Source organism: Bacillus sp. TSO22, from assembly GCF_020223595.1.
Classification (GTDB): domain Bacteria; phylum Bacillota; class Bacilli; order Bacillales; family Bacillaceae; genus Bacillus; species Bacillus inaquosorum.
The window spans coordinates 45,678-65,163 of sequence record NZ_JAHAWO010000013.1; the positions used below are offsets into that span (position 1 = coordinate 45,678).

A 19,486-nucleotide genomic window follows, 5' to 3' on the forward strand; every position below is an offset into this window, starting at 1 on the left:
GTTTCTGGAAAATAAAAACCGCATATGGCTTTATGTCATATGCGGCGGTTCCACTTATTTATTTGAATTCAACCCAGACTGATCCTTGGTCTGCTGAACGCACGCAATTCTCAATCCAGCGGATGCCCTCGATTCCTGCATCAATGTCAGGATACACCAAGTTGTTCAAGGTTTCTTCATCTTCGCGGTTTTTCGCATCAATCGCAACGGCAAACTTAAGATAAATATTGGCCCACGCGTCTGACAGCCCTTCGCTGTGTAAGGCGCCCAGACGTTCATCAGCACTGCACGCACCGTCTAAATACGGCATGCCGCGAACGAGTGTCTGAATCGGCTCTCCCTGCACTTCATACGTCAGTTCGTTTGGCTTGCTGTCCCACCATTCGATGCTTGCTTTTGAGCCGACAATCCGGATTCTATGGCCATCCATACATCCGGCATTGATTGATGATGTCCACATCGTTCCGACCGCTCCGTTTTCATAATGCATGAGCACATGTGCGTTGTCCTCCAGCGGCGCTCGGCTGCCGACGAAGCTCTGGCGGTCACACAGCAGCTCTTTGATTTTCATCTGCGGCATAATGAGCTGCGACATATAATACGTGTGGGTAGATAAATCGCCCAGCACAAAGCTTGGCCCGGCGATCGCAGGGTCGACACGCCATTTCTGTGCAGCGCTTATGTTTTCGCCCTCATCTGCTGCACAAAAACCGTGTGTATACTGCAAGTCAACCACACGAATATCGCCGATCTTGCCCTGCTCAATCATCGCACGCATTTGAAGGAGCATTTGATTGCCGGAAAAACCGTATGTCACGCCGACAATTTTCCCTTTTTTCTCTGCGAGCGCTTTGATTTCATAGCCCTCTTCTGAAGTGAAGAACAGCGGTTTTTCACAGATGACATGCAGATCTGCTTCAAGCGCCGCCTTACAGATCTCATAATGAGTGCCGTTCGGAGTGGCAATCGATACAACCTCTATGCCGTCCTCTCTTTTCGCTTCCTCCGCAAACATTGTTTGATAGTCGGGATAACAGCGTTCCGCATCCACTCCGAGGTTCACCCCGAAGTCTTTTCCTCTTCCGGCATCGATATCAAAGGCGCCTGCGGTTAATTGAAAGGCAGTATTGTCTCTCAGCGCTCCAATACGATGTTTATATCCAACCTGGCTGAGCCGCCCGCCGCCTACCATTGCCCAGCGCAGCGGTTTTGAAATGATTCTTTCTCCATTTAGCATCAGAAAAACCTCCTATTGGCTGATGGTTTGTTTTAAAGCTTCTATCGATGTGCGGATGCCCGCTTCCGGTGACATCGTTAAGTCCTCCATTTCTAAGGAAACCTCACCGTCATACCCCATCATTTTTACGACTGAAAAAAATTCCTTCCACCACTGTAAATCCTGTCCGCAGCCGACAGCTACATAATTCCATGCCCGGTTTGCAGGATCTGTCACTTCTTTTGTTTCTAACAGCCCGTTAACTGCAGCTAAATGTCTTTCAATTCTGACATCTTTTCCGTGAACATGGTGAATGGCTTCTCCGAGCTCCCTTGCCGCGATGATCGGGTCTGCGCCCATCCATAATAAATGGCTCGGGTCAAGATTCAAACCGACCATCGGGCCGACTGCATTTCTGAGCCGAAAGAGAGTCTCAGGATTATAGACTAATTGAGAGCTGAAATTTTCAAGCGCGATTTTTTCAACACCGCAGGCTTCCGCTTTTTGGACAAGCTCCTTCCAATAAGGAATCGCAACATCTTCCCATTGATAGTTGAGGATATCTTTTAAAACGGGAGGCCAGCTCACTGTGTATGTGATCCAGTTCGGCACTTTGTCGTCCGGGCCGCCGGCTGGCAGGCCGCTCATCATGATCACTTTTTTGACGCCTAATAATCCAGCCAACTCCATCGTTTTGGCCGTTACTTCTCTGTGCAATTTGCCCAGTTCGCCTGGATCCAAAGGATTCCCCGAGCAGTTTAAAGCGCAAAGTGTCATATTCCGCTTTTCCAGCGCTGCTGAAAACTCTTCTCTTTTGTGGCTGCTTTGCAGCAGTTCATCAAGATTCAAGTGAGGCGCAGGCGACCAGCCTCCGGTTGTCATTTCAAGCGTATCAATGCCAAGCTCCGCGGCAAAATCGAGCATTTCTTCAAAAGGCAAATGTCCTAAGCTGTCTGTTACATAAGATAGTTTCATTGATAGATTCCTCCTGGTATCTGCAGATTACGATAAGTGAGTTGTTTGATTTTGGATTTCCTGATCAGCGCGGCGGCCATACTGGCGAAAGGAATGCTCAAGCTGTTCAAGTGACCGCCCTTTTGTCTCAGGCACATATTTTTTCACAAATAGAATCGCTAGGATATTCATAGCGACAAAGATAAAAAATGTCGCCGACATCCCAATATGATTGAGCAAAATGGGAAAGGTGAATCCAATGAGAAAGTTAGCTGTCCACAAGCAGAAGGTGCTGATCCCCATGCCAAGCCCCCGCACATGCATAGGAAAGATTTCCGAGAGCATCAGCCACGTCACCGTAGAAATGGCAGCCTGCTGAAACGCAAGAAACAAAACGGTCAAACTCAGCACAACATACGGCAGGGCGGGTGTTCCTTCAAGGACAATGGATAAAATCCCGATCAGCAGAAGGGCTGTCATCGTGCCAATCTGTCCGATGATCAGCATGGGCCGGCGGCGGACTTTGCCGAGAAGCCATATCCCAAAAATGACCGCGATAACTGAAATAACACCGTTTGCAATATTGCCGATTAATGCAGCTTCTGTTTGAAAACCGGCTTCTCTCAGAATTTCTGTCCCATAGTACATGATCGAATTGACACCGGTAATTTGCTGTACGATGGCGATTCCGATCCCAATGAATAGAATGCGTCTGATCCACGGCTCTTGAAAACCATGAAAGCCGGCCTTTTTTGCTGTGTCCTCAATCGCATGTTTGATTTCTTTTATTTCCTGCTGTGCCCGGCTGTCTTCACGGATTTGCCGAAGCACCCGCAGAGCGTCACCCATTCTGCCTTTAGCCGCCAGCCAACGCGGGCTTTCAGGCACGATGAGCATTCCGAACCATAACACAACAGCCGGAAGTGTCGCGATGACCAGCATATACCGCCATACATTTGCGCTCTCCCCCATTGTGCTGCCGATAATGGCGTTAAAGGTGTATGCCAGCAGCTGGCCAATTACGATCATCAGTTCATTTTGTGTCACGATTCGTCCCCTGCGTTCTGCCGGCGAAATTTCCGCTAAAAAGGTTGGAACCGTTACAGAAGCGCAGCCAACCGCCAGTCCGAGCAGAAAACGAAAGGCAATCATCACGGACGCGTTTGGTGAAAAGGTACAGCCAAGTGTGGCTGCGATGAAGAGTAAGGCTAAATAAAGGATCGTTTTTCGGCGGCCGTGCCGATCGGACAGACGTCCTCCAAACATCGCCCCGAAGGCTGCCCCGAGAAGCAGGGAACTCGCAACCAGTCCTTCTGTAACAGGTGTAAGATTGAGTTGACCTGCAGTTGCCATAAAAGGAAGTGCCCCATTAATGACACCCGTATCATAACCGAACAACAGGCCGCCGAATGTAGATACCAATGTAATCGTTCGTAAAAGCCCTTTATGAGCTAAGCTTTCTTTTTCTTTTACAGCCTCTTTCTTTTTTGTACTCACGGCTTTCTTCCCCTTCTTTCAAGAATGGCAGAGCACCCGACACCAAGCATAAGCCAATGCATCCCTCCTTCAGAACATTCATTGTTGTAACCGCTTTCTAAAGAGATTATAAGACAACGAGATTTCTCGCGTCTTTATCTTATGAAGACATTGTTTTGTCATTTCAGGACATCTTATTCGTGCGGCTTGGCCTGTTCGATTTTTTGAAAAGATTTATTGATTTGAAATGCGGTCATTTTTGAGTCTTTATAAAGGGAGCGGAAAAGCCCTGGAGAGCTGCCGATTTTAGCGGAAAAGACGCGAGTGAAATAATGTACTGAGAAACCGATTTCTTCCGCTACTTCTTTAATCGATAGATTCGTTGATTTCAGCAGCTCGGCAGCTTTGTTTATTTTTTCATTTTGGACAAATTCTGAGTAGCTGACGCCCAGTTCTGCTGCAAATAAACGTGATAAGTGCCTCCCTGAGATATGAAAGTGGCTGGCAACATCCGTCAGCTTTAACGGCTGTGACAGATTGTCTTTTATGTGCAGTTTCACCTCTGTCAGCAAAGCAGAAGATGTGTGAATGGGCTGCTTTTGTTTCGGACGATGGGCGGACGGGAGAAAGGTTTGGATTAATGACAGGATCAATGCATGCGACAAATGAGATAGGATCTCTTTGTCAAAAGCATCGACAGGGTGCGCTGCTTGCAGCATTAACGTTTTCCAAAGCAGGCCCGGCGGTTCGCCATCTTTCAATTGCATTGTGATAAAGGGGCTTTGTTTCACTTCTTCCATCACTTTGATCCATTCGGCGCTTGACTGATCCTCGCTCAGCTCGAAAGCGACGTAAAAAAGGAACAGCCCTGTTTCACTTTTGATTTGGTGCAAATGCTCCGGCTTTGACAAAAAAATCGTCTGTTCACGAAGCGGATATGTACGATCGCCTTCAAGGTAATATCCTTCACCTCTTACGACGTAACAAATTTCATAAAAGGAATGCTTATGAAGCAGTGTGTTATAGTGGTTCGTCATCGCTCCCCAATAGTGGACGTAAAATGAAACATCCTTTTGCTCTAAGCGATGCACATATTGATTTAATGCTATTTTGCCCGTCACAAGGTGATTGAGTTCCATGTAAACGCCTCCTAACAAGTTGGTTCTCCCATCATAACAAGGCGGACAAAAATAAAAAATCCCCCTGCCGTTTTTTCGGCAAAGGGATTACAGTCAAATCACAAATCTAATATGGGCGCCGGAAACAGGATCTTTCACCCGGAAGCTGTTTTCCTTTTCTTCGATCGAATATCCGGCACGTTTGACTCGGTCTGCCACTCGATCCAGTTCCTCTTGATGAGGCAGGACAACCGTGTAATAGTCTAGTCCGCTGGCATTTGTCGGTTTAGGCGGCGCGTTTCTTCCCGCCCAAATATTTAAGCCGATATGATGATGGTAGCCTCCGGCTGAAACGAAGAGAGCAGACATGCCCGCATAGTTTCCGACAATATCAAAGCCCAGCACATCCGTATAAAACGCTTTTGCTTCGTTTAAATCACTGACATGCAGATGAATGTGTCCGATAATTGTATCGTTCGGAAGCGCTGCTTTCCGCTCATCTCCGGCCACTTCAAGAAGACCCTCAATGTCAACAGCGGTTGTCGTCATGACGTAGTTTCCTTCACGATCACGCTGCCACGTGCTGCGGGGGCGGTCAGCGTACATTTCAATTCCGTTTCCATCAGGATCAGACAGGTAGAGTGCTTCACTGACAGCATGATCCCCATGTCCGATGGCAATGCCGTGTTCAATCAGGCGGGCGAGCGCGATACCAAGTTCCTTCCTGTTCGGAAGAAGAATTGCAAAGTGATAGAGGCCCGTCACAGACCGTTCAGGCAAGACGACGGCGCTCTGATTTTCTTCGAGAACAAGCAGGACGCGTTTTCCGTCAGCCGATAGTTCGGCTTGGCGATCCGTCTTTTTTAAGACTTGAAAGCCGATGACGTTACAGTAGAACTGAAGGGAGCGCTCCAGACTGCGGATTGTGAGTTTGACATAGCCAATGTTTGTATCCTCATGAATGCTGGTCATGCTGTATGCCTCTTTTCTTATGCTGATACGTTTTCGCTCTTTTTTGCTTTAAACACAAGTGGGTCTAACGCAAGGAAACGGCTTCCGGAAAGAGCCAGGTGGATTGATGTCAAAAGCAGAAGGTAATCAAATTCTGCATTGCCCATGAATGGCGCTTTCAGCTTGACTGTAATGATGGCTCCGATCAGCGTGAGGGCAAACAGAACACCGACAATGCGTGTAGCCAATCCGAAGAAGACAAGCACTCCGCCAACGAGTTCAATCGCTGCAATGACATACGCCATAAAGCTTGGAAGGCCTATGCTGCCGAAAAATTGGATGGTGCCTTCCATTCCCTGAAACTTAGATAAACCGTGAACAAAAAAGATAATACCTGTAATAACTCTTAAAAGTAATGTGCCAATTTCAAATGATTTATTCATTTTATCCTCCTTGATAAATGTTATCACTTACTTAATGTAAGCTAGTATATATACATAACTTGTTTACGTCAAGTAATTTTGTTACATTTTACGAAAATGAAATAAAAGTACTATAAAACTGTAACAAAAAAGGCCTTTGTGCGGGACAAAGGTCTATTTCTCAAATTGGCTTTTATATAAGTCACTGTAAAATCCTTTTTGCCGGATCAGTTCTTCATGGCTGCCTTTTTCAATCATTTCGCCGTCTTTTAGCACCACAATCTGGTCCGCTCTTTGAATGGTGTTCAGCCTGTGGGCGATGATGACGCTTGTTCTTCCCTCCATTAAACGGGCGAGCGCTTCTTGAATGTTGACTTCTGTTACGGTATCAATGTTGCTTGTCGCTTCATCCAAGATGAGAAGAACCGGATCGGCAAGCACCGCACGCGCTATGGAAATCAATTGTTTCTGTCCTTGGCTGATGCCCGATCCGTTTTGCGTGAGCACTGTGTCATACCCTTTTGGCAGCCTTTCAATAAAGCTGTGGGCGTTCGCTGTTTTTGCCGCGGCTTCGACTTCCTGATCAGATGCATCGAGCCTGCCGTAGCGAATATTTTCTCTGATCGTTCCTTGAAACAAAAACGAATCCTGCAGGACAAACCCCATGTTTTTCCGCAGGCTTGCTCTAGTGAGGGTTTTAATATCTGTACCGTCGATTAAAATCCTTCCCTCACCAGGCTCGTAAAAACGGGCGAGCAGGTTGGTGACAGTTGTTTTCCCCGCTCCCGTCGGTCCGACAAATGCGATGGACTGTCCGGCAGGCACTGTAAACTGTAAATGCTTCAGTGTCTGCTGCCCTTCATCGTAACCGAAGGACACATCCCGGAATTCAATACTGCCTGTTTGGATAGGCTGATGCACGGCGTTCTTTTCATCCTCGCGCTCTTCTTTTTCATCAAGCACCTCAAACACCCGTTCAGCGCCGGCAATGGCGGACAGCATCGTATTAAACTGATTGGCCAGATCGTTTAAAGGGCGTGTGAATTGCCTTGAATACTCGGCAAAGACGACGATCGAGCCGATCGAGATCCAGCCTTTCAGCGCGAACAAACCGCCGATTGCGGCAATCATTGTAAAGCTTAAGTTATTCAAAGAGTTCATGACTTTCGGGATAAACCCGGAAATCGTCTGTGCCCAGAAGCCCGAGGTCTTGAGCGTAGCGTTTTTTTCGAGAAATTCGGCAGTGATCTGCTTCTCACGCGAATAGGCTTTGATGACCTTTGCGCCGGAAACAGATTCCTCAATATATCCATTCAGCTCACCAAGGTTTTTCTGCTGTTCTTTAAACAGCTTTCCCGTCCGGTTGGTGATCCATTTCAGGCTTACTGCCATCACCGGAATGATGGTCAGGGTAATCACTGTAAGGAGCGGGCTCATGTACAGCATTACTGCAACCGTTCCGACAAAGGTGATGACGCTTGACAGAATTTGAATGACCGACGTGTTTAAAGTAGAGCTGACATTTTCGATGTCATTTGTCACCCGGCTCATCAGCTCACCGTGCCGCTGTTTATCAAAAAACGGAATCGGCAGCTCATGCAGATGGGTGAACAACTCGCTTCTCATTCTGAAAACAGTGCCTTGCGAAATCGTAATCATCCAATAGTTTTGAAACCAGAGTGACAGGGACTGAATAATATAAATGACGAGCAGAAGAAGCAAAACGGGGATCAGTCCGCTTACCGTTCGCCCGACGATGAAATGGTCGATGGCCTTTCCGATTACAAAGGGGCCAAGGAGCCCGAATATCGCGCTGATGACAACCATCAGCATGACAAGGATAAGCAGTCCTTTTCGTTCAGCCAAGTAAGACCAGATTCGTCTCAGTGTGCCTTTTGTATCCTTTGCTTTCGCCCGCTTTTTTGCGCCTTCTTTTTTGTCGATGGGCAGTTTGGGATATTGGAAAGGCTTGCGGATGTCTTTTAGCATGACTCGCTCCCCTCCCTTCCGAATTGCGACTCGTAAATGCGTTTGTATAACTGAGATTCAGAAAGCAGCTCACTGTGCGTGCCTTTTTCAATCAGTTCGCCATCCTCAAGCAGCAAAATCTTATCAGCTCTCATCGCCGTGGTCATTTTTTGCGTAATGATCAAGGTTGTGCACTCATATGCGCTGATTGCCTCAAGCAGCTTCGCCTCCGTCTGCAGGTCTAGCGCGCTTGTGCTGTCATCTAAAAGAAGGATGGCCGGCTTTCGGATCAGCGCCCGCGCAATGGAAATCCGCTGCTTCTGGCCGCCGGACAGGTTGACGCCTCTTTGTCCCAAAACAGTGTCATACCCATTCGGGAGCTTCATAATCGTTTCATGAATTTGCGCATGTTTGGCCGCTACAATTATTTCATCAAGTGAAGCATTTTCTTTGCCCCAAGCGATATTTTCTTTGATTGTGCCGGAAAACAGGAGCACCTCCTGCGGTACATATCCAATTTGCTTACGAAGCCCCTCTGCCGGAAAATCGTGAATTGGCTTTTCATCTATGTAAATGCTGCCTGAATCCGGCCGATAAAGCCGCGGAATGAGCTGAAAGAGCGTGGACTTGCCCGATCCCGTCGCACCGAGAATCGCGATCGTTTCCCTCGGCTTTGCGGAAAATGAGACATTCCGCAGCGCTTCTCTGTCCATTTCAGGATAACGGAAGGATACATGCTGAAACTCAATCCGTCCTGACAAACGACCTGGTATGATGCCTTCTTCCCGCTCATCACCTTCCGTTTCAAGCACCTCGCCGATTCTATCCCCTGAAGCCTTCGCCCGGGTGAAAATCATAATCAAAAACGGAAACATCGAAAGCGCGCCCGTAATTCGTGTTGCGTAGTTAATAATCGCGACAACATCACCGACTTGAGTGCTTCCGTTCGTGATACTGTGTGCACCTGCCCACAAAATCAAAAGGATGCAGAGGTTCATCAGCAGCATCAGCACAGGCATCGTGAATTCCACAAGCTGAAAGGCTGAAACTGTTTTTTCCATCAGCCTCGTGTTGGCTTTGATAAATCTTTTGACCTCGTGGCTGCCGCGAAGCAGCGCTTTGATCAGCTTAATCGCTGTTAAGTTTTCCTGCATGACGGTATTCACCTGATCCAGCCGTTTCTGCACTGAACGGAACAGCGCCCCGCCTTTCTTTAATACCCATAGCAAAAACAAGATCAGGATCGGAATGGTCACAAGCAGAAAAAAGCCGAGCTTCACGTTAACGGTGAGTGACAGCACAATACCGCCTACAATCATTAACGGAGCCCGCAGCATAAACCGCAAACTCATAAAAATCATGTTTTGAACCTGTGTGACATCGTTTGTCAGCCTTGTGATATAAGAAGAGGACGAGAACTGTCCAAAAGTAGAATAGGAGAAGGACTGGATTTTTTGAAAAAGCCCTTTTCTCGTATCGTAGGAAAAGCTTTGGCTGACATGGGCGGCATAAAAGGAATTCAGCATTCCCGCTGCAAATGATAACACGGTCAGTCCGATCATGACCGCCCCCCATGTCCACACATGCCGGAGATCTTGCTTTAAAATCCCATCGTCGATGATTTTTGCGATCAGTAAAGGCTGCATCAGTTCAACCGCAAGCTCCGTCAACATGAGAATCAGCGCAATTCCCACCAGCAGTGAGTATGGTTTTAAAAACGATAAAGCCTTTTGCATGTAAAAGCCTCCAAACCCCTTTTTACTCGATTGTCTCTTTCTTTACTTTACTATGACGGTCTTTTTGACGGCAAACGAAAACCCTCCCGAAAAGGAGGGCTGGCATTATTGATTCAATATTTTTTCCACACGCTCCCGCATCTGCGGAACGCTCAATCCGATAATCACCTGAAACGCCTTCCCGTTTCTGACGACGCCGTGTGAGCCAAGCGCTCGGAACACGCTGTCGGGCTCAACCTTTGTTTCATCCTTGACGCTGACTCTGAGGCGGGTGGCGCAGTTTGTCACTTCAGTGATGTTGTCTTTTCCGCCCAGCGCTTCAATGTACAGAAAAGCGGTGTCATCTGCCGTTTCAACAGCGGAGGCCGTTTCATCCTTGTTTTTTCTTTCTCTGTATTCCTTTTTCGAATACAGCTTTGTTTCCTGCTGATCATCCTTTTCCCGTCCCGGTGTGGCGATATTGAATTTGAGAATTAAAAATCGGAAGACGAAAAAATAAATAGCTGTAAAAGAAAGCCCGATCAAAATTTGATACACATACGTCATTCCGTGGCTGCCAAAGAGCGGAATCCAGTTCAAGGTCACCGCTTCGATCAGCCCGCCACCCATGTTTCCGACGACACCGGCCATATACATGGCTGTCGACATCGTTGCAGCCAGTACGGCGTGAACCGCAAATAAGAAAGGAGAAATGAATAAGAAAGTGAACTCAATCGGCTCTGTAATACCGGCGACAATCGCCGTCAGCGTGACAGGAATCAGCAGCCCTGCGACAAGTTTTTTCTTTTCCTTTTTGGCTGTGACATAAAACGCCAGGGCGATGCCCGGAATGCCGAAGATTTTCGAGTTGCCGTGGAGCGCGAATCCGCCTTGCGGGAAGAGCTCCTTCAGCGGTTTGGCGCTTTGCGAATATTCGCCGAGATGCTGTGCCCAATACGTGACGATCCCGCCTTCCGCTACTGCAGGCCCATAAATAAACGGCGTGTAAATAAAGTGATGAAGGCCGGTCGGAATCAAAATCCGTTCCAAAAATGTGTAAATCCAAACGCCCACCGCCCCGGAAGCAACCAGGAAGCTTTGAAGCGAGCCGATTCCCGTCTGAACGATCGGCCAAATGTAAGACACGGCCAAGGCGATCGGGATCATAATGAAGAAGGAAATCATCACGATATACGTTGAGCCTTGAAAGATGCCGAGAAAATCGGGCAGTTTTTTATCAAAATAACGATTATGCAAAAAGACGACAATCGAAGAAATAAAGATGGCTCCGATAATGTTGGTATCGAGCGTTTTGATGCCTGCGATCATCGTTAACCCGCTCGTTCCGCCGACCTCTTGGTTCATGTCGACGCCAAATGCCCCTCCCCATACCGTCAAGATCGAGCTGACAAAGTAATTGAACGTCAAGTAAACCGTAAGCGCTTCCAAACAAGCGCGCGCCTGAGCTTTCTTCGCCAAAGCAACCGGGATGCCGATGGCGAATAAGAGCGGCATTTGATTAAATACTGTCCAGCCGCCCTGCTCAATGATATACCAGCACTGATACCAAAACCCATCAGGATCGGCAAGCGGGCCCATGATGGTTTTATTTTTAAAAAGCGTACTGACACCGACGATAATGCCAGCGAACGCGAATAATAGAACAGGTACAAACATCGCGCTTCCAAAGCGCTGGATTTTTTGCATCATACCAGAACCCCCTGCTACTCAATGTCATTTTTTTCTGCCTCTTTGTAATCAACATATGCGCGGAACAATGCTTCGCCAACGAGAAAGAACGGTGCAAAAGCGACAATTTCCGTTTTATCGCTTAATGTCACAGGTTTGCTTGTCGCATAAAGATTATGCGGAGTCAGCTGGGCGAGGACATTGTTTTTTAAATTCGTAATGGAAATAAAGGGAATACCCTTTGCAGAAAGCATTCTTGCCTGAGGAATCAGCTCCGGTGTTTCTCCGGAAAGAGAAATGATGATAAACAGATCGTTTACTTTAAAATCATCGCGCATCAGATTAAATTCATTTCTGTCTTCAATCAAAATGAGATACCGATGGCGCGGAATAAACATTCTTTGCAGATCACGGGCGCATATCTTTTGCGCATTTCCTGATCCGTACACGAAAATGCGGTCGGCTTCATCAATCAGCTGGCACATATCCGTCATGTCCTTTGTCCTTAAGAACTTCAGATTTGATTCAATATCATCAAGCAGCTTTTGAAAACTCATACTCTCGCCTTCTTCCGGCTGATCTTCCCACTTTAAAAAAACGCGAAATTCACTGTAGCCGCTGAAACCGAGCTTTTGGGCAAGCCGCAAAATCGAGGAACGCGATACGCTGCAAGCCTTGGCCAACGCATCGATTCCAAGGGTGTAGCACGTGTGCTTGTGATTCAATATATATTTTAAAATATGAAAATCGTTGTCATTTAATTTGCCGTAGTGCTGATTAATCAGTTCATCTAGCTTCATATCAGATCCCCCCATTTTCTTTCTATTATATACAATAACAGATTCGAAAACGGGGGGTATTTCAGTTATGAAATGCGGGTTGGGCTTTGATCAAGCTCAGGCCAGAAGTCTTTGTTGGCCTCAATTAAATCCTCGAGAATCAGCCTTGCCACACGTGCGTTTGGCACAGTTTTTGACAGGATCAGCGCCTGCCACAGCTTTTGGAACGATTTCTCCGCCCACGCTTCAACAGTCAGTTTCTCAACGGATACCTGCTGCTCCATCAGCCCTTTTTGGAATTGCGGAATGGTGCCGACGGTGATCGGTTCAGGCCCATTTGAGCCGACAATACACGGCACCTCGACCATCGCAGCCGGGTCAAAGTTCGCAATCGCTCCGTTATTTTCAACGATCAAGAGCATTCTTTCACCTGTGTTGTAGGCAATCGCCCGGGCTAGATCAACAATATATGATGCGTGATCATCGATTTTGATTTCGCTGTTTTCCGAGGACTGCTCGCGTGTGATCATGTCACATTGGCTGAAAATAAAGGCTTCGCGCCCTTCCATCACTTCGTTTGCCCGCGTATGATTCGGATTTGATTTTTTCACCATATCATCCGGGAACAAGTAATATTGCAAATACGTATTCGGCAGTGTGTCAGGATCTGCGGCCTGTACGTCACGCGCTTTTGCGAACGTGTCATTCCAGCTCGCCTCGACAGCTTCAGCCTCCGTCTTCGGAATGTACCCGTATTGAGATACATGCTCCTTCAGCTTCGGCATTAAATCATTGCCCTCTTGATCCTGAATCGATGTCCACCAGCCGAAATGATTTAATCCGTAATAGCGGACCTTCATTTCTTTTCTTGAGGACAGGCCGAGAATTTGCGCCATCCGGTCTTCGATTCCAACCGGCATATCGCAGATGTTCAGAATTTTCGAATTCGGCCTGAGGCGTCTTGTTGCTTCGGCTACAATTGCCGCCGGGTTGGAGTAATTGAGCATCCACGCATCAGGCGAATATGTTTCCATGTAATCTAATATTTCAAGCACGCCGCCGATCGAGCGCATGCCGTATGCGATGCCGCCCGGCCCGCATGTCTCCTGGCCGACAACTCCGTACTTCAGCGGAATTTGCTCATCCAGCGCACGCATCGCGTATTTCCCTACCCTGATGTGCGCCATGACAAAGTCGACATCTGTAAAAGCTTCTTCCGGGTCAGTCGTCGCTGTAAATTCAATTTCCGGCGCTTTTTCTCTGATAAAAACGTCACAGGCGCCTGCTATGCGATCCTGTCTCTCCTTATCATTATCATACAGCTTCAGCTTTCTGATCGGAAACTCCTCCAAATGGTCCAAGAGCATCAGTACGATCCCTGGAGTGAAAGTGCTCCCTCCGCCCGCTATTACGATTGAGAATGATTTTTTCTTCATATGACGACCTCCTTGATAACGTTTACATTTTATTTATACCATGTGAAGGCCCGTCCCGTAACACGTTTGGCGCACTTAGATCATTTGATCAATTTTAGTGTTTTTTCCCACAAAGCGGGAAATTTCTCATTTACCTTACGTCTGAGAGATTTGATTTTTTTACCTTTTTTGTAATCTTAAAGTCTCACCTACTGTGAAATTTAAGTGAATATACGCCCTTCCATTTCTTATGAAAAGGTTCTTTTGTACGATTCGGATACATGCCGAATTATTTATAATCATTTATATAAAACATCCATTTGTGCGTGAATTTAGAAAAGGCAGGGGACAAAAGTTGGACTCATATAAAGTCATTGAGCTGGCAAACAAGTACAGTGCGGCCGCAGAAGAGGTCAGAAGCTCCAAAATGCTGCTTGAATCCCGGTTATCTGCATTAGGGGATGCTTGGCAGGGAAAAGCAAGAGATTCGTTCGACCAGGATTTCGAGGAAACAAAAGCCGCCTACGATCAATTCGAACAGGAGCTGCTTGAAACAAGCCAGGAGCTAAAGGCAGCCGCCGTCAAAATAGAAGAACGAAAAGCTGAAATTGCCAGAATGGAAGTACTGGAACGTAAAGCAAGAGAGGAAAGACATAAACTCAGGGGGTGAATGGTGTGTCAGGAAACATTGCAGTTGATCCGGATAAACTCGAACAGCTGGCAAATGATGTAGTCACTGAATTAACCGATATGGAAAGCAAATATAAGGACCTGCATTTGGAGCTGGGGCAGATGATTTTACAATGCGATCCCCGCTACAGCAGCTGTTTTTCCGGAGTCGGCGATGCGTGGAGCTCAGGAAAAGCGCTCGTCACCAAGCTGAGTGACAATGAGATTTTCATCAGAAAAACGGGCGATAAATTTGTTGAACAAGATGATATTCTGCGAAAGCTCTATAATGCTTACGACAAATACGGAACGATGACAAGCTTAACCGCCCTTATGCTGACACAAGGAAAATACTACGGATTAGGGCTTACGAAATTTGTGAAACAGCCAAGCGGTTTGCATACCGCCCGGCACTCAAAACTTCTATTGGATATTTCCAGAGCCGTTGACAGCTCACGTTATCAAAAAGCGGCTAGAGTGCTTATGAATCCTAAATATTTGTTTAAAAAGACAAACCGGCCATTTTCAGATTTGGTACATAAAAAGTTTACAAAGTACTTCCCTCAGGATACGGTCGATTTTTCAAACAGCGTCAGAAGCTACACAAGAGGATTTCTTAATGAAGCCGGCGTACGCTCAACTTTGAAGGATGTCGGAAAAACGGGCTTGAAATTCGCAAAAGGAAATGCCATTACCGCCACACTGATCACCGGTGCGACCGAAACGTTCGGAGCGGGCTTGAAAATTGCTGAAAATTACGCGAAATACCAAGACAAACCCGAAGTTCTCAAGCGTGAAAACGCCAAGGCCGTCGGGAATGCTGTGAATAACACTATTTTCATCGCAGGAGGAGCTACGGCAGGCGCTGTCGTCGGCGGTGCCCTTGGAAGTGTGTTAGGCCCTGTTGGTACAGTAGTCGGAGGCACAATCGGATCAGCCGTAGGAGGTTTTGTTGGGGAAAAAATCGCAAAATTCACATCAGGCTTTGCTGAAAAAGCGGCGATAAAGCTGAAAGAACCGATTCACGCTGTCGTCGATACAGCCAAGAAAGGGCTGGAATCAGCCGGCAAAGTCGTCAAATCAGTGAATGACGGCATAGATGCGGCGAATAAAACGATACATAAAGGGATAGACAGCGCGAAAAAAGGAATGGAAAAAGCAAAGAAAACAGCGGACTCGCTTATACACGGCGCAACCCATTTCCTCAAAGGGAAACTTTCATTTGGATAGGAGAATAAACAATGAAGCAGTTTACGATCAGCATAGAAGAACTCTTATTTTGTTTTTACAGCGAAGGGTTTTTTGAACAGGGAATGGCCTTGAAGCAGGCCTATTTTCCGGAAATAGAAGATGAACAGCTCGGTGCTTTGTTCGAAGCGGCATGCCGCTCGCTTTTGGCCAAAGATGCGGCGGAATACCGTAATCATCAATACCGATTAAAGGACGAGTACTGCCCGTTTATCCACGTATTAAACGACGCGGATTATACAGTGAAACTGTCCAAATTTGATGAACAAGGCAAAGAACAGAATGTGTCTTGCCACGTTTCTAAGTTCGGCACTTACTCTCATGAACTGCTGTTTGATGAACAGGTGCACAGCATCAAAAAAATGGATTCAAGTGACGGATTACTTTCTAAAACATCCGAGTTTTTAAATATAATAGATGCTGAGGATAACAAAGAATCAATTATTACTCTGACATCAACTGAATTTGAATTGCTTCTGGAAGGTGCTTCAGACACTCCCACATATCTGAAAGAGTTTCTAGTTAAGCATGAACATCAAGAGGATATTACCCGATTCGTAAATGATCTGGCTTCACAAAAAGGGAAAATGGATACGCTGATGCGCCTTGTTTATGACAAAGACAACTCGCCGGAAGTGGCTGACATGGCTTTCGTCTTGCCTGGCAGCCGTCATACTTGGCTGGTAACAGGTATCACTCAAAATGAATTTTCTATCGTACCAGCAAATAAAGATGTGGTAAAAGGAATACTTTTTTGCTAAAGAGCGATAAAGGAGAATAGCAATTGAAAAACAATGAAGTAATTAAGGTCAAGAGTAGAATGTTTTTTAGAATATGGCTGTTCCTCGCCACAGGGGGCGCTTTTATTGCAGGAGTGTGGCTGGTGTCTGAAGCTCTCACATTTGAATCTAAGTATGCCCTGCTTTATTTGGGCGGAGGATTAATGGCGATTGTTTATGGATTAATCACATTTTTTATGGCTTTTCCGGCGTTCACAAGCCGGGGAAATGTCATTTTCAGCGTAAAGACTGGGCCTGATGGCGAGATCTTCTCGAGAAAGCGCAGCGTGCTGTTTTCTGAGGTAAAACGGATTTATATGGGACGGCATCATTACAGTTTGAAAGGGATCTTTTTTGAGGATATTATCATCGAGAAAACAAACGGCAAAGTCGTTCGCATCCCTACCTGGAACATTATCGCGAATCCGTTGTTTTTTGAAGCGGTTGAACGCTATATCCTCCCCCATCTGAATGAAGAGGCGAAAAGCAACTGGATCAGCCAATTTACGGAGATTCAGCGCAGCGCGTATTTAAAGGAATTTGAGAATCATCCAAAGCTTTAACAGCTCTCCTCCTTTATAATAAAAGAGAAAAGCAACTTGAGGAGTGCACGTGATGCTGATTACCATTCTTTTATTTCTCGCGGCTGGGCTTGCCGAAATTGGCGGCGGGTATTTGGTTTGGCTGTGGCTGAGAGAGGCAAAGCCAGTCGGCTATGGGATCGCCGGAGCGCTGATCCTTGTTGTCTATGGCATTCTTCCGACGTTTCAGTCCTTCCCTTCCTTCGGCCGTGTATACGCCGCTTATGGCGGGGTATTCATCGTGCTTGCGGTTCTATGGGGATGGCTTGTCGACCGGAAAACACCTGATCTGTATGACTGGATCGGTGCATTCATTTGTCTTATCGGCGTCTGTGTCATTTTATTTGCTCCGCGCGGATAACAAAAATGGCCCGCTTATGAAGCGGGCCATTTTTGTTTAATCCTCTTTTAAGTTGGTCAGCTGTACTTCATGCTCCTGCTCAGGTTCGTCCAGCGGATAGATTCTCGCTGTTCCGTTTTCTTCATTCACGTGCTGAATGTAAATAGGAACGCCGTTATATGTTACTTTCTTCATGTCGGGAGATTCTACAATTTCTTTCGCCCTTTGACTATTCATTCTAACACCCTCCTTCATACATAACGTTTCCATTTCTTGAAAGAAGTATGCTTTATGATTCAGCGGACAAGTTGAATTTTTTCAGCCGTTTGTAGAAAGTGCTCCGGGGGATCCCGCTGATTTTGGCGGCTTGAGAGACGTTTCCTTTTGCGGATTCAAGCGCTTTGATGATGATATCTTTTTGGATTTGCTCACGAAGGGTCAGCGCGCCGGCAGCAGCCGGCTTTTTTTCCGCCGGGATGATCGGCAGTCCTGCAGCTTCCAGTAAAGCGGTAAGCGGCTCATCCCTAAGCCGGCCGTCCGGAAATCTGATGGAAAGACGTTCAAACACATTAAACAGCTCGCGAATATTCCCCGGCCACCTCCATTGCTTCAGCATATCCAAAAAAGCAGGGGGAAGTTCGCCAGGCCAATGATTCTTCTGTTTGTAGTACTGGAAAAGATCCGGAATATCTTCGGGGCGTTCGCGTAAAGGAGGCAGCTCAATCGGATAGACATGAAGACGGTAAAACAAGTCCTCTCTGATTTTCCCGCTTTCGGCAAGCTCGCGCAAATCACAATGTGTGGCGGCAATGACTCTGATATCAACCGGAATTTCTTTCGTTCCGCCGACCGGCGTAATCTTGCGTTCCTGAAGCACCCGCAAAAGCGCAACCTGCATCGAGTGGGAAATTTCTCCGATCTCATCTAAAAATAAGGTGCCTTGATTCGCCTTTTGAAAGGCGCCTTTGTAGCCGTTTCGTTTCGCTCCCGTAAAAGCGCCCTCCGCATAGCCGAACAGCTCGCTTTCAATCAAATCAGACGGGATCGCTCCGCAATTGACAGCAACAAACGGGCCGTGCCGCCGCTCGCTGTTCTCATGAAGTGCGCGGGCCGCGACTTCCTTCCCCGTACCAGTTTCGCCCGACAGACATACCGTTGCATCCGCCGCTGCCGCTCGTTCAAGGCTCTTCAGCATAGCTTGCGATCGGCCGCTTTGCCCGATAACTCCGTTGAATCGAAACGCCGTCTTTTTCTTTTGTTCCGCGAGATAAAAACAAGTGCCGCCATCCCCCATAGTGACGGCTTTTTCAATTGAAAAGCCCCGTTCCTTCAATTCATACAGGTGCCTGCCCTGCCAATCCGGCATTGAGGTTCGAACCGCTTCACTCGCGCTGATGATATGCTGTTTGACATTGCAGAGCACCATCGGCACACGGGATGCAGCTCTATCCGCAAAACGGCTGATCAGCTCCAGCTCTTTCTCACGGCTTTTAGCTGCCAGTTCCCGTTCCGCGGCATAGGCAATCGCCGTAGCAATACCGAGCATATGAGGATGCGCGCCTGCTGCCGGACACGATATGTCAATCACACCTGCAAGACTGCCATCCTCATGGTGAATCGGAGCGGCTGAACAGTTCCACTGATGGGAAGCGATAGAGTAATGTTCGGATCCTTGTATCGCAACCGGCTCACTAATGTGAAGCGCCGTGCCAATCGCATTTGTCCCGACAGCCGTTTCCGTCCAGCATGCGCCTTCAACAAAGTTGATGCGTTTGGCTTCATAAAGCGCGCGAGGATGGCCGTCCAATGCCAGAACAACGCCGTCTGAATCAATTAACAGCGCCATCATTTCCATTTCTTTTATGGCAGGCAGCAGTTTTTCGAGGTAAGGCTGTGCGGTCGTCAAGAAGAATGAATGCTTTTTTGACTGCTGATCCAGCTCGGTTTGCTGTAAAACCTTGGGGCCTTTTTCTAAATAAGGATTGACCTCAGCTTTTTTGCAGCGATGCCATGACTCGGCGATCCGTTTTCTTAATCGGGCTTCGTCAAGCACACCGTCTTTCACAAAACGTTTCCAGGTTTGCAAATCGTTTGGGATCGAATTCATTTCCTTGATCGCTCCTCCCTTACACGCCGTTTTCATCTATTGTAGGGGAAAAATAAAGC

The 19,486-nt window shown here is 47.1% G+C and carries 18 protein-coding genes; 5 read left to right on the top strand and 13 right to left on the bottom strand.

Translation table 11 applies throughout. The features are described 5' to 3' along the window. Positions 1-58: 58 nt before the first annotated feature. The 11 genes from KHQ79_RS16005 to glvA all read right to left on the bottom strand — a co-directional run bounded on the left by KHQ79_RS16005 (position 59) and on the right by glvA (position 13,724). Positions 59-1,240: a Gfo/Idh/MocA family protein gene (locus tag KHQ79_RS16005; protein ID WP_225516271.1), complete on the bottom strand. Its 1,182-nt coding sequence runs from the start codon at positions 1,238-1,240 to the stop codon at positions 59-61. Positions 1,241-1,249: 9 nt separating this feature from the next. Then, positions 1,250-2,191 (bottom strand): sugar phosphate isomerase/epimerase family protein, encoded by a 942-nt coding sequence (locus KHQ79_RS16010; RefSeq protein WP_060398194.1) that lies wholly within the window; start codon positions 2,189-2,191, stop codon positions 1,250-1,252. A 27-nt stretch (positions 2,192-2,218) separates the two neighbouring features. Then, a complete protein-coding gene (locus tag KHQ79_RS16015) occupies positions 2,219-3,667 on the bottom strand; it encodes a sugar porter family MFS transporter (protein WP_225516018.1) in 1,449 nt (482 codons plus the stop codon). Positions 3,668-3,840: 173 nt separating this feature from the next. After that, positions 3,841-4,785: a helix-turn-helix transcriptional regulator gene (locus tag KHQ79_RS16020; RefSeq protein ID WP_225516020.1), complete on the bottom strand. Its 945-nt coding sequence runs from the start codon at positions 4,783-4,785 to the stop codon at positions 3,841-3,843. A 93-nt stretch (positions 4,786-4,878) separates the two neighbouring features. Further along, on the bottom strand, positions 4,879-5,736 hold the full coding sequence (gene catE, locus KHQ79_RS16025; protein ID WP_225516022.1) for a catechol 2,3-dioxygenase: 858 nt from the start codon (positions 5,734-5,736) through the stop codon (positions 4,879-4,881). 17 nt (positions 5,737-5,753) lie between these two features. Continuing rightward, a complete protein-coding gene (gene catD / locus KHQ79_RS16030; RefSeq protein ID WP_003239773.1) occupies positions 5,754-6,158 on the bottom strand; it encodes a DoxX family oxidoreductase CatD in 405 nt (134 codons plus the stop codon). A gap of 153 nt (positions 6,159-6,311) precedes the next feature. Further along, on the bottom strand, positions 6,312-8,126 hold the full coding sequence (locus KHQ79_RS16035) for an ABC transporter ATP-binding protein (RefSeq protein WP_225516024.1): 1,815 nt from the start codon (positions 8,124-8,126) through the stop codon (positions 6,312-6,314). Then, positions 8,120-9,841, bottom strand: coding sequence for an ABC transporter ATP-binding protein (locus tag KHQ79_RS16040; RefSeq protein WP_225516026.1), 1,722 nt, complete (start codon positions 9,839-9,841; stop codon positions 8,120-8,122). Before KHQ79_RS16040 ends, KHQ79_RS16035 begins: the two co-directional genes overlap by 7 nt. A 105-nt stretch (positions 9,842-9,946) precedes the next feature. Continuing rightward, positions 9,947-11,530, bottom strand: coding sequence for a PTS maltose transporter subunit IIBC (gene malP / locus KHQ79_RS16045; protein WP_225516028.1), 1,584 nt, complete (start codon positions 11,528-11,530; stop codon positions 9,947-9,949). 14 nt (positions 11,531-11,544) lie between these two features. After that, positions 11,545-12,309 carry a MurR/RpiR family transcriptional regulator GlvR gene (gene glvR / locus KHQ79_RS16050; RefSeq protein WP_003239782.1) on the bottom strand — a complete coding sequence of 255 codons (765 nt, stop codon included), beginning with the start codon at positions 12,307-12,309 and terminating at the stop codon, positions 11,545-11,547. A gap of 65 nt (positions 12,310-12,374) precedes the next feature. Beyond that, positions 12,375-13,724, bottom strand: coding sequence for a 6-phospho-alpha-glucosidase (gene glvA, locus KHQ79_RS16055; RefSeq protein WP_225516030.1), 1,350 nt, complete (start codon positions 13,722-13,724; stop codon positions 12,375-12,377). A gap of 334 nt (positions 13,725-14,058) precedes the next feature. On the opposite strand from glvA, the gene KHQ79_RS16060 reads away from it, so the two are divergent. The 5 genes from KHQ79_RS16060 to KHQ79_RS16080 are packed head-to-tail and all read left to right on the top strand — an operon-like array spanning position 14,059 to position 17,341. Further along, complete coding sequence (locus KHQ79_RS16060; protein WP_225516032.1) at positions 14,059-14,373, top strand: WXG100 family type VII secretion target; 315 nt, start codon at positions 14,059-14,061, stop codon at positions 14,371-14,373. Positions 14,374-14,378: 5 nt separating this feature from the next. Beyond that, complete coding sequence (locus tag KHQ79_RS16065) at positions 14,379-15,602, top strand: tape measure protein (RefSeq protein WP_088111310.1); 1,224 nt, start codon at positions 14,379-14,381, stop codon at positions 15,600-15,602. A gap of 11 nt (positions 15,603-15,613) precedes the next feature. Further along, positions 15,614-16,381, top strand: coding sequence for a hypothetical protein (locus tag KHQ79_RS16070; RefSeq protein WP_225516034.1), 768 nt, complete (start codon positions 15,614-15,616; stop codon positions 16,379-16,381). A gap of 23 nt (positions 16,382-16,404) precedes the next feature. Next, positions 16,405-16,962, top strand: coding sequence for a YfjD family protein (locus KHQ79_RS16075; protein ID WP_003239791.1), 558 nt, complete (start codon positions 16,405-16,407; stop codon positions 16,960-16,962). Positions 16,963-17,011: 49 nt separating this feature from the next. Then, positions 17,012-17,341 (top strand): YnfA family protein, encoded by a 330-nt coding sequence (locus KHQ79_RS16080; RefSeq protein WP_119913568.1) that lies wholly within the window; start codon positions 17,012-17,014, stop codon positions 17,339-17,341. A gap of 36 nt (positions 17,342-17,377) precedes the next feature. Here KHQ79_RS16080 and KHQ79_RS16085 read toward each other — a convergent pair whose 3' ends face one another. Both KHQ79_RS16085 and acoR read right to left on the bottom strand, forming a co-directional pair. Beyond that, positions 17,378-17,557 (bottom strand): small acid-soluble spore protein H, encoded by a 180-nt coding sequence (locus KHQ79_RS16085; protein ID WP_003239795.1) that lies wholly within the window; start codon positions 17,555-17,557, stop codon positions 17,378-17,380. Positions 17,558-17,609: 52 nt separating this feature from the next. Then, positions 17,610-19,427: an acetoin dehydrogenase operon transcriptional activator AcoR gene (acoR, locus tag KHQ79_RS16090; RefSeq protein ID WP_225516036.1), complete on the bottom strand. Its 1,818-nt coding sequence runs from the start codon at positions 19,425-19,427 to the stop codon at positions 17,610-17,612. Positions 19,428-19,486: the final 59 nt, after the last annotated feature.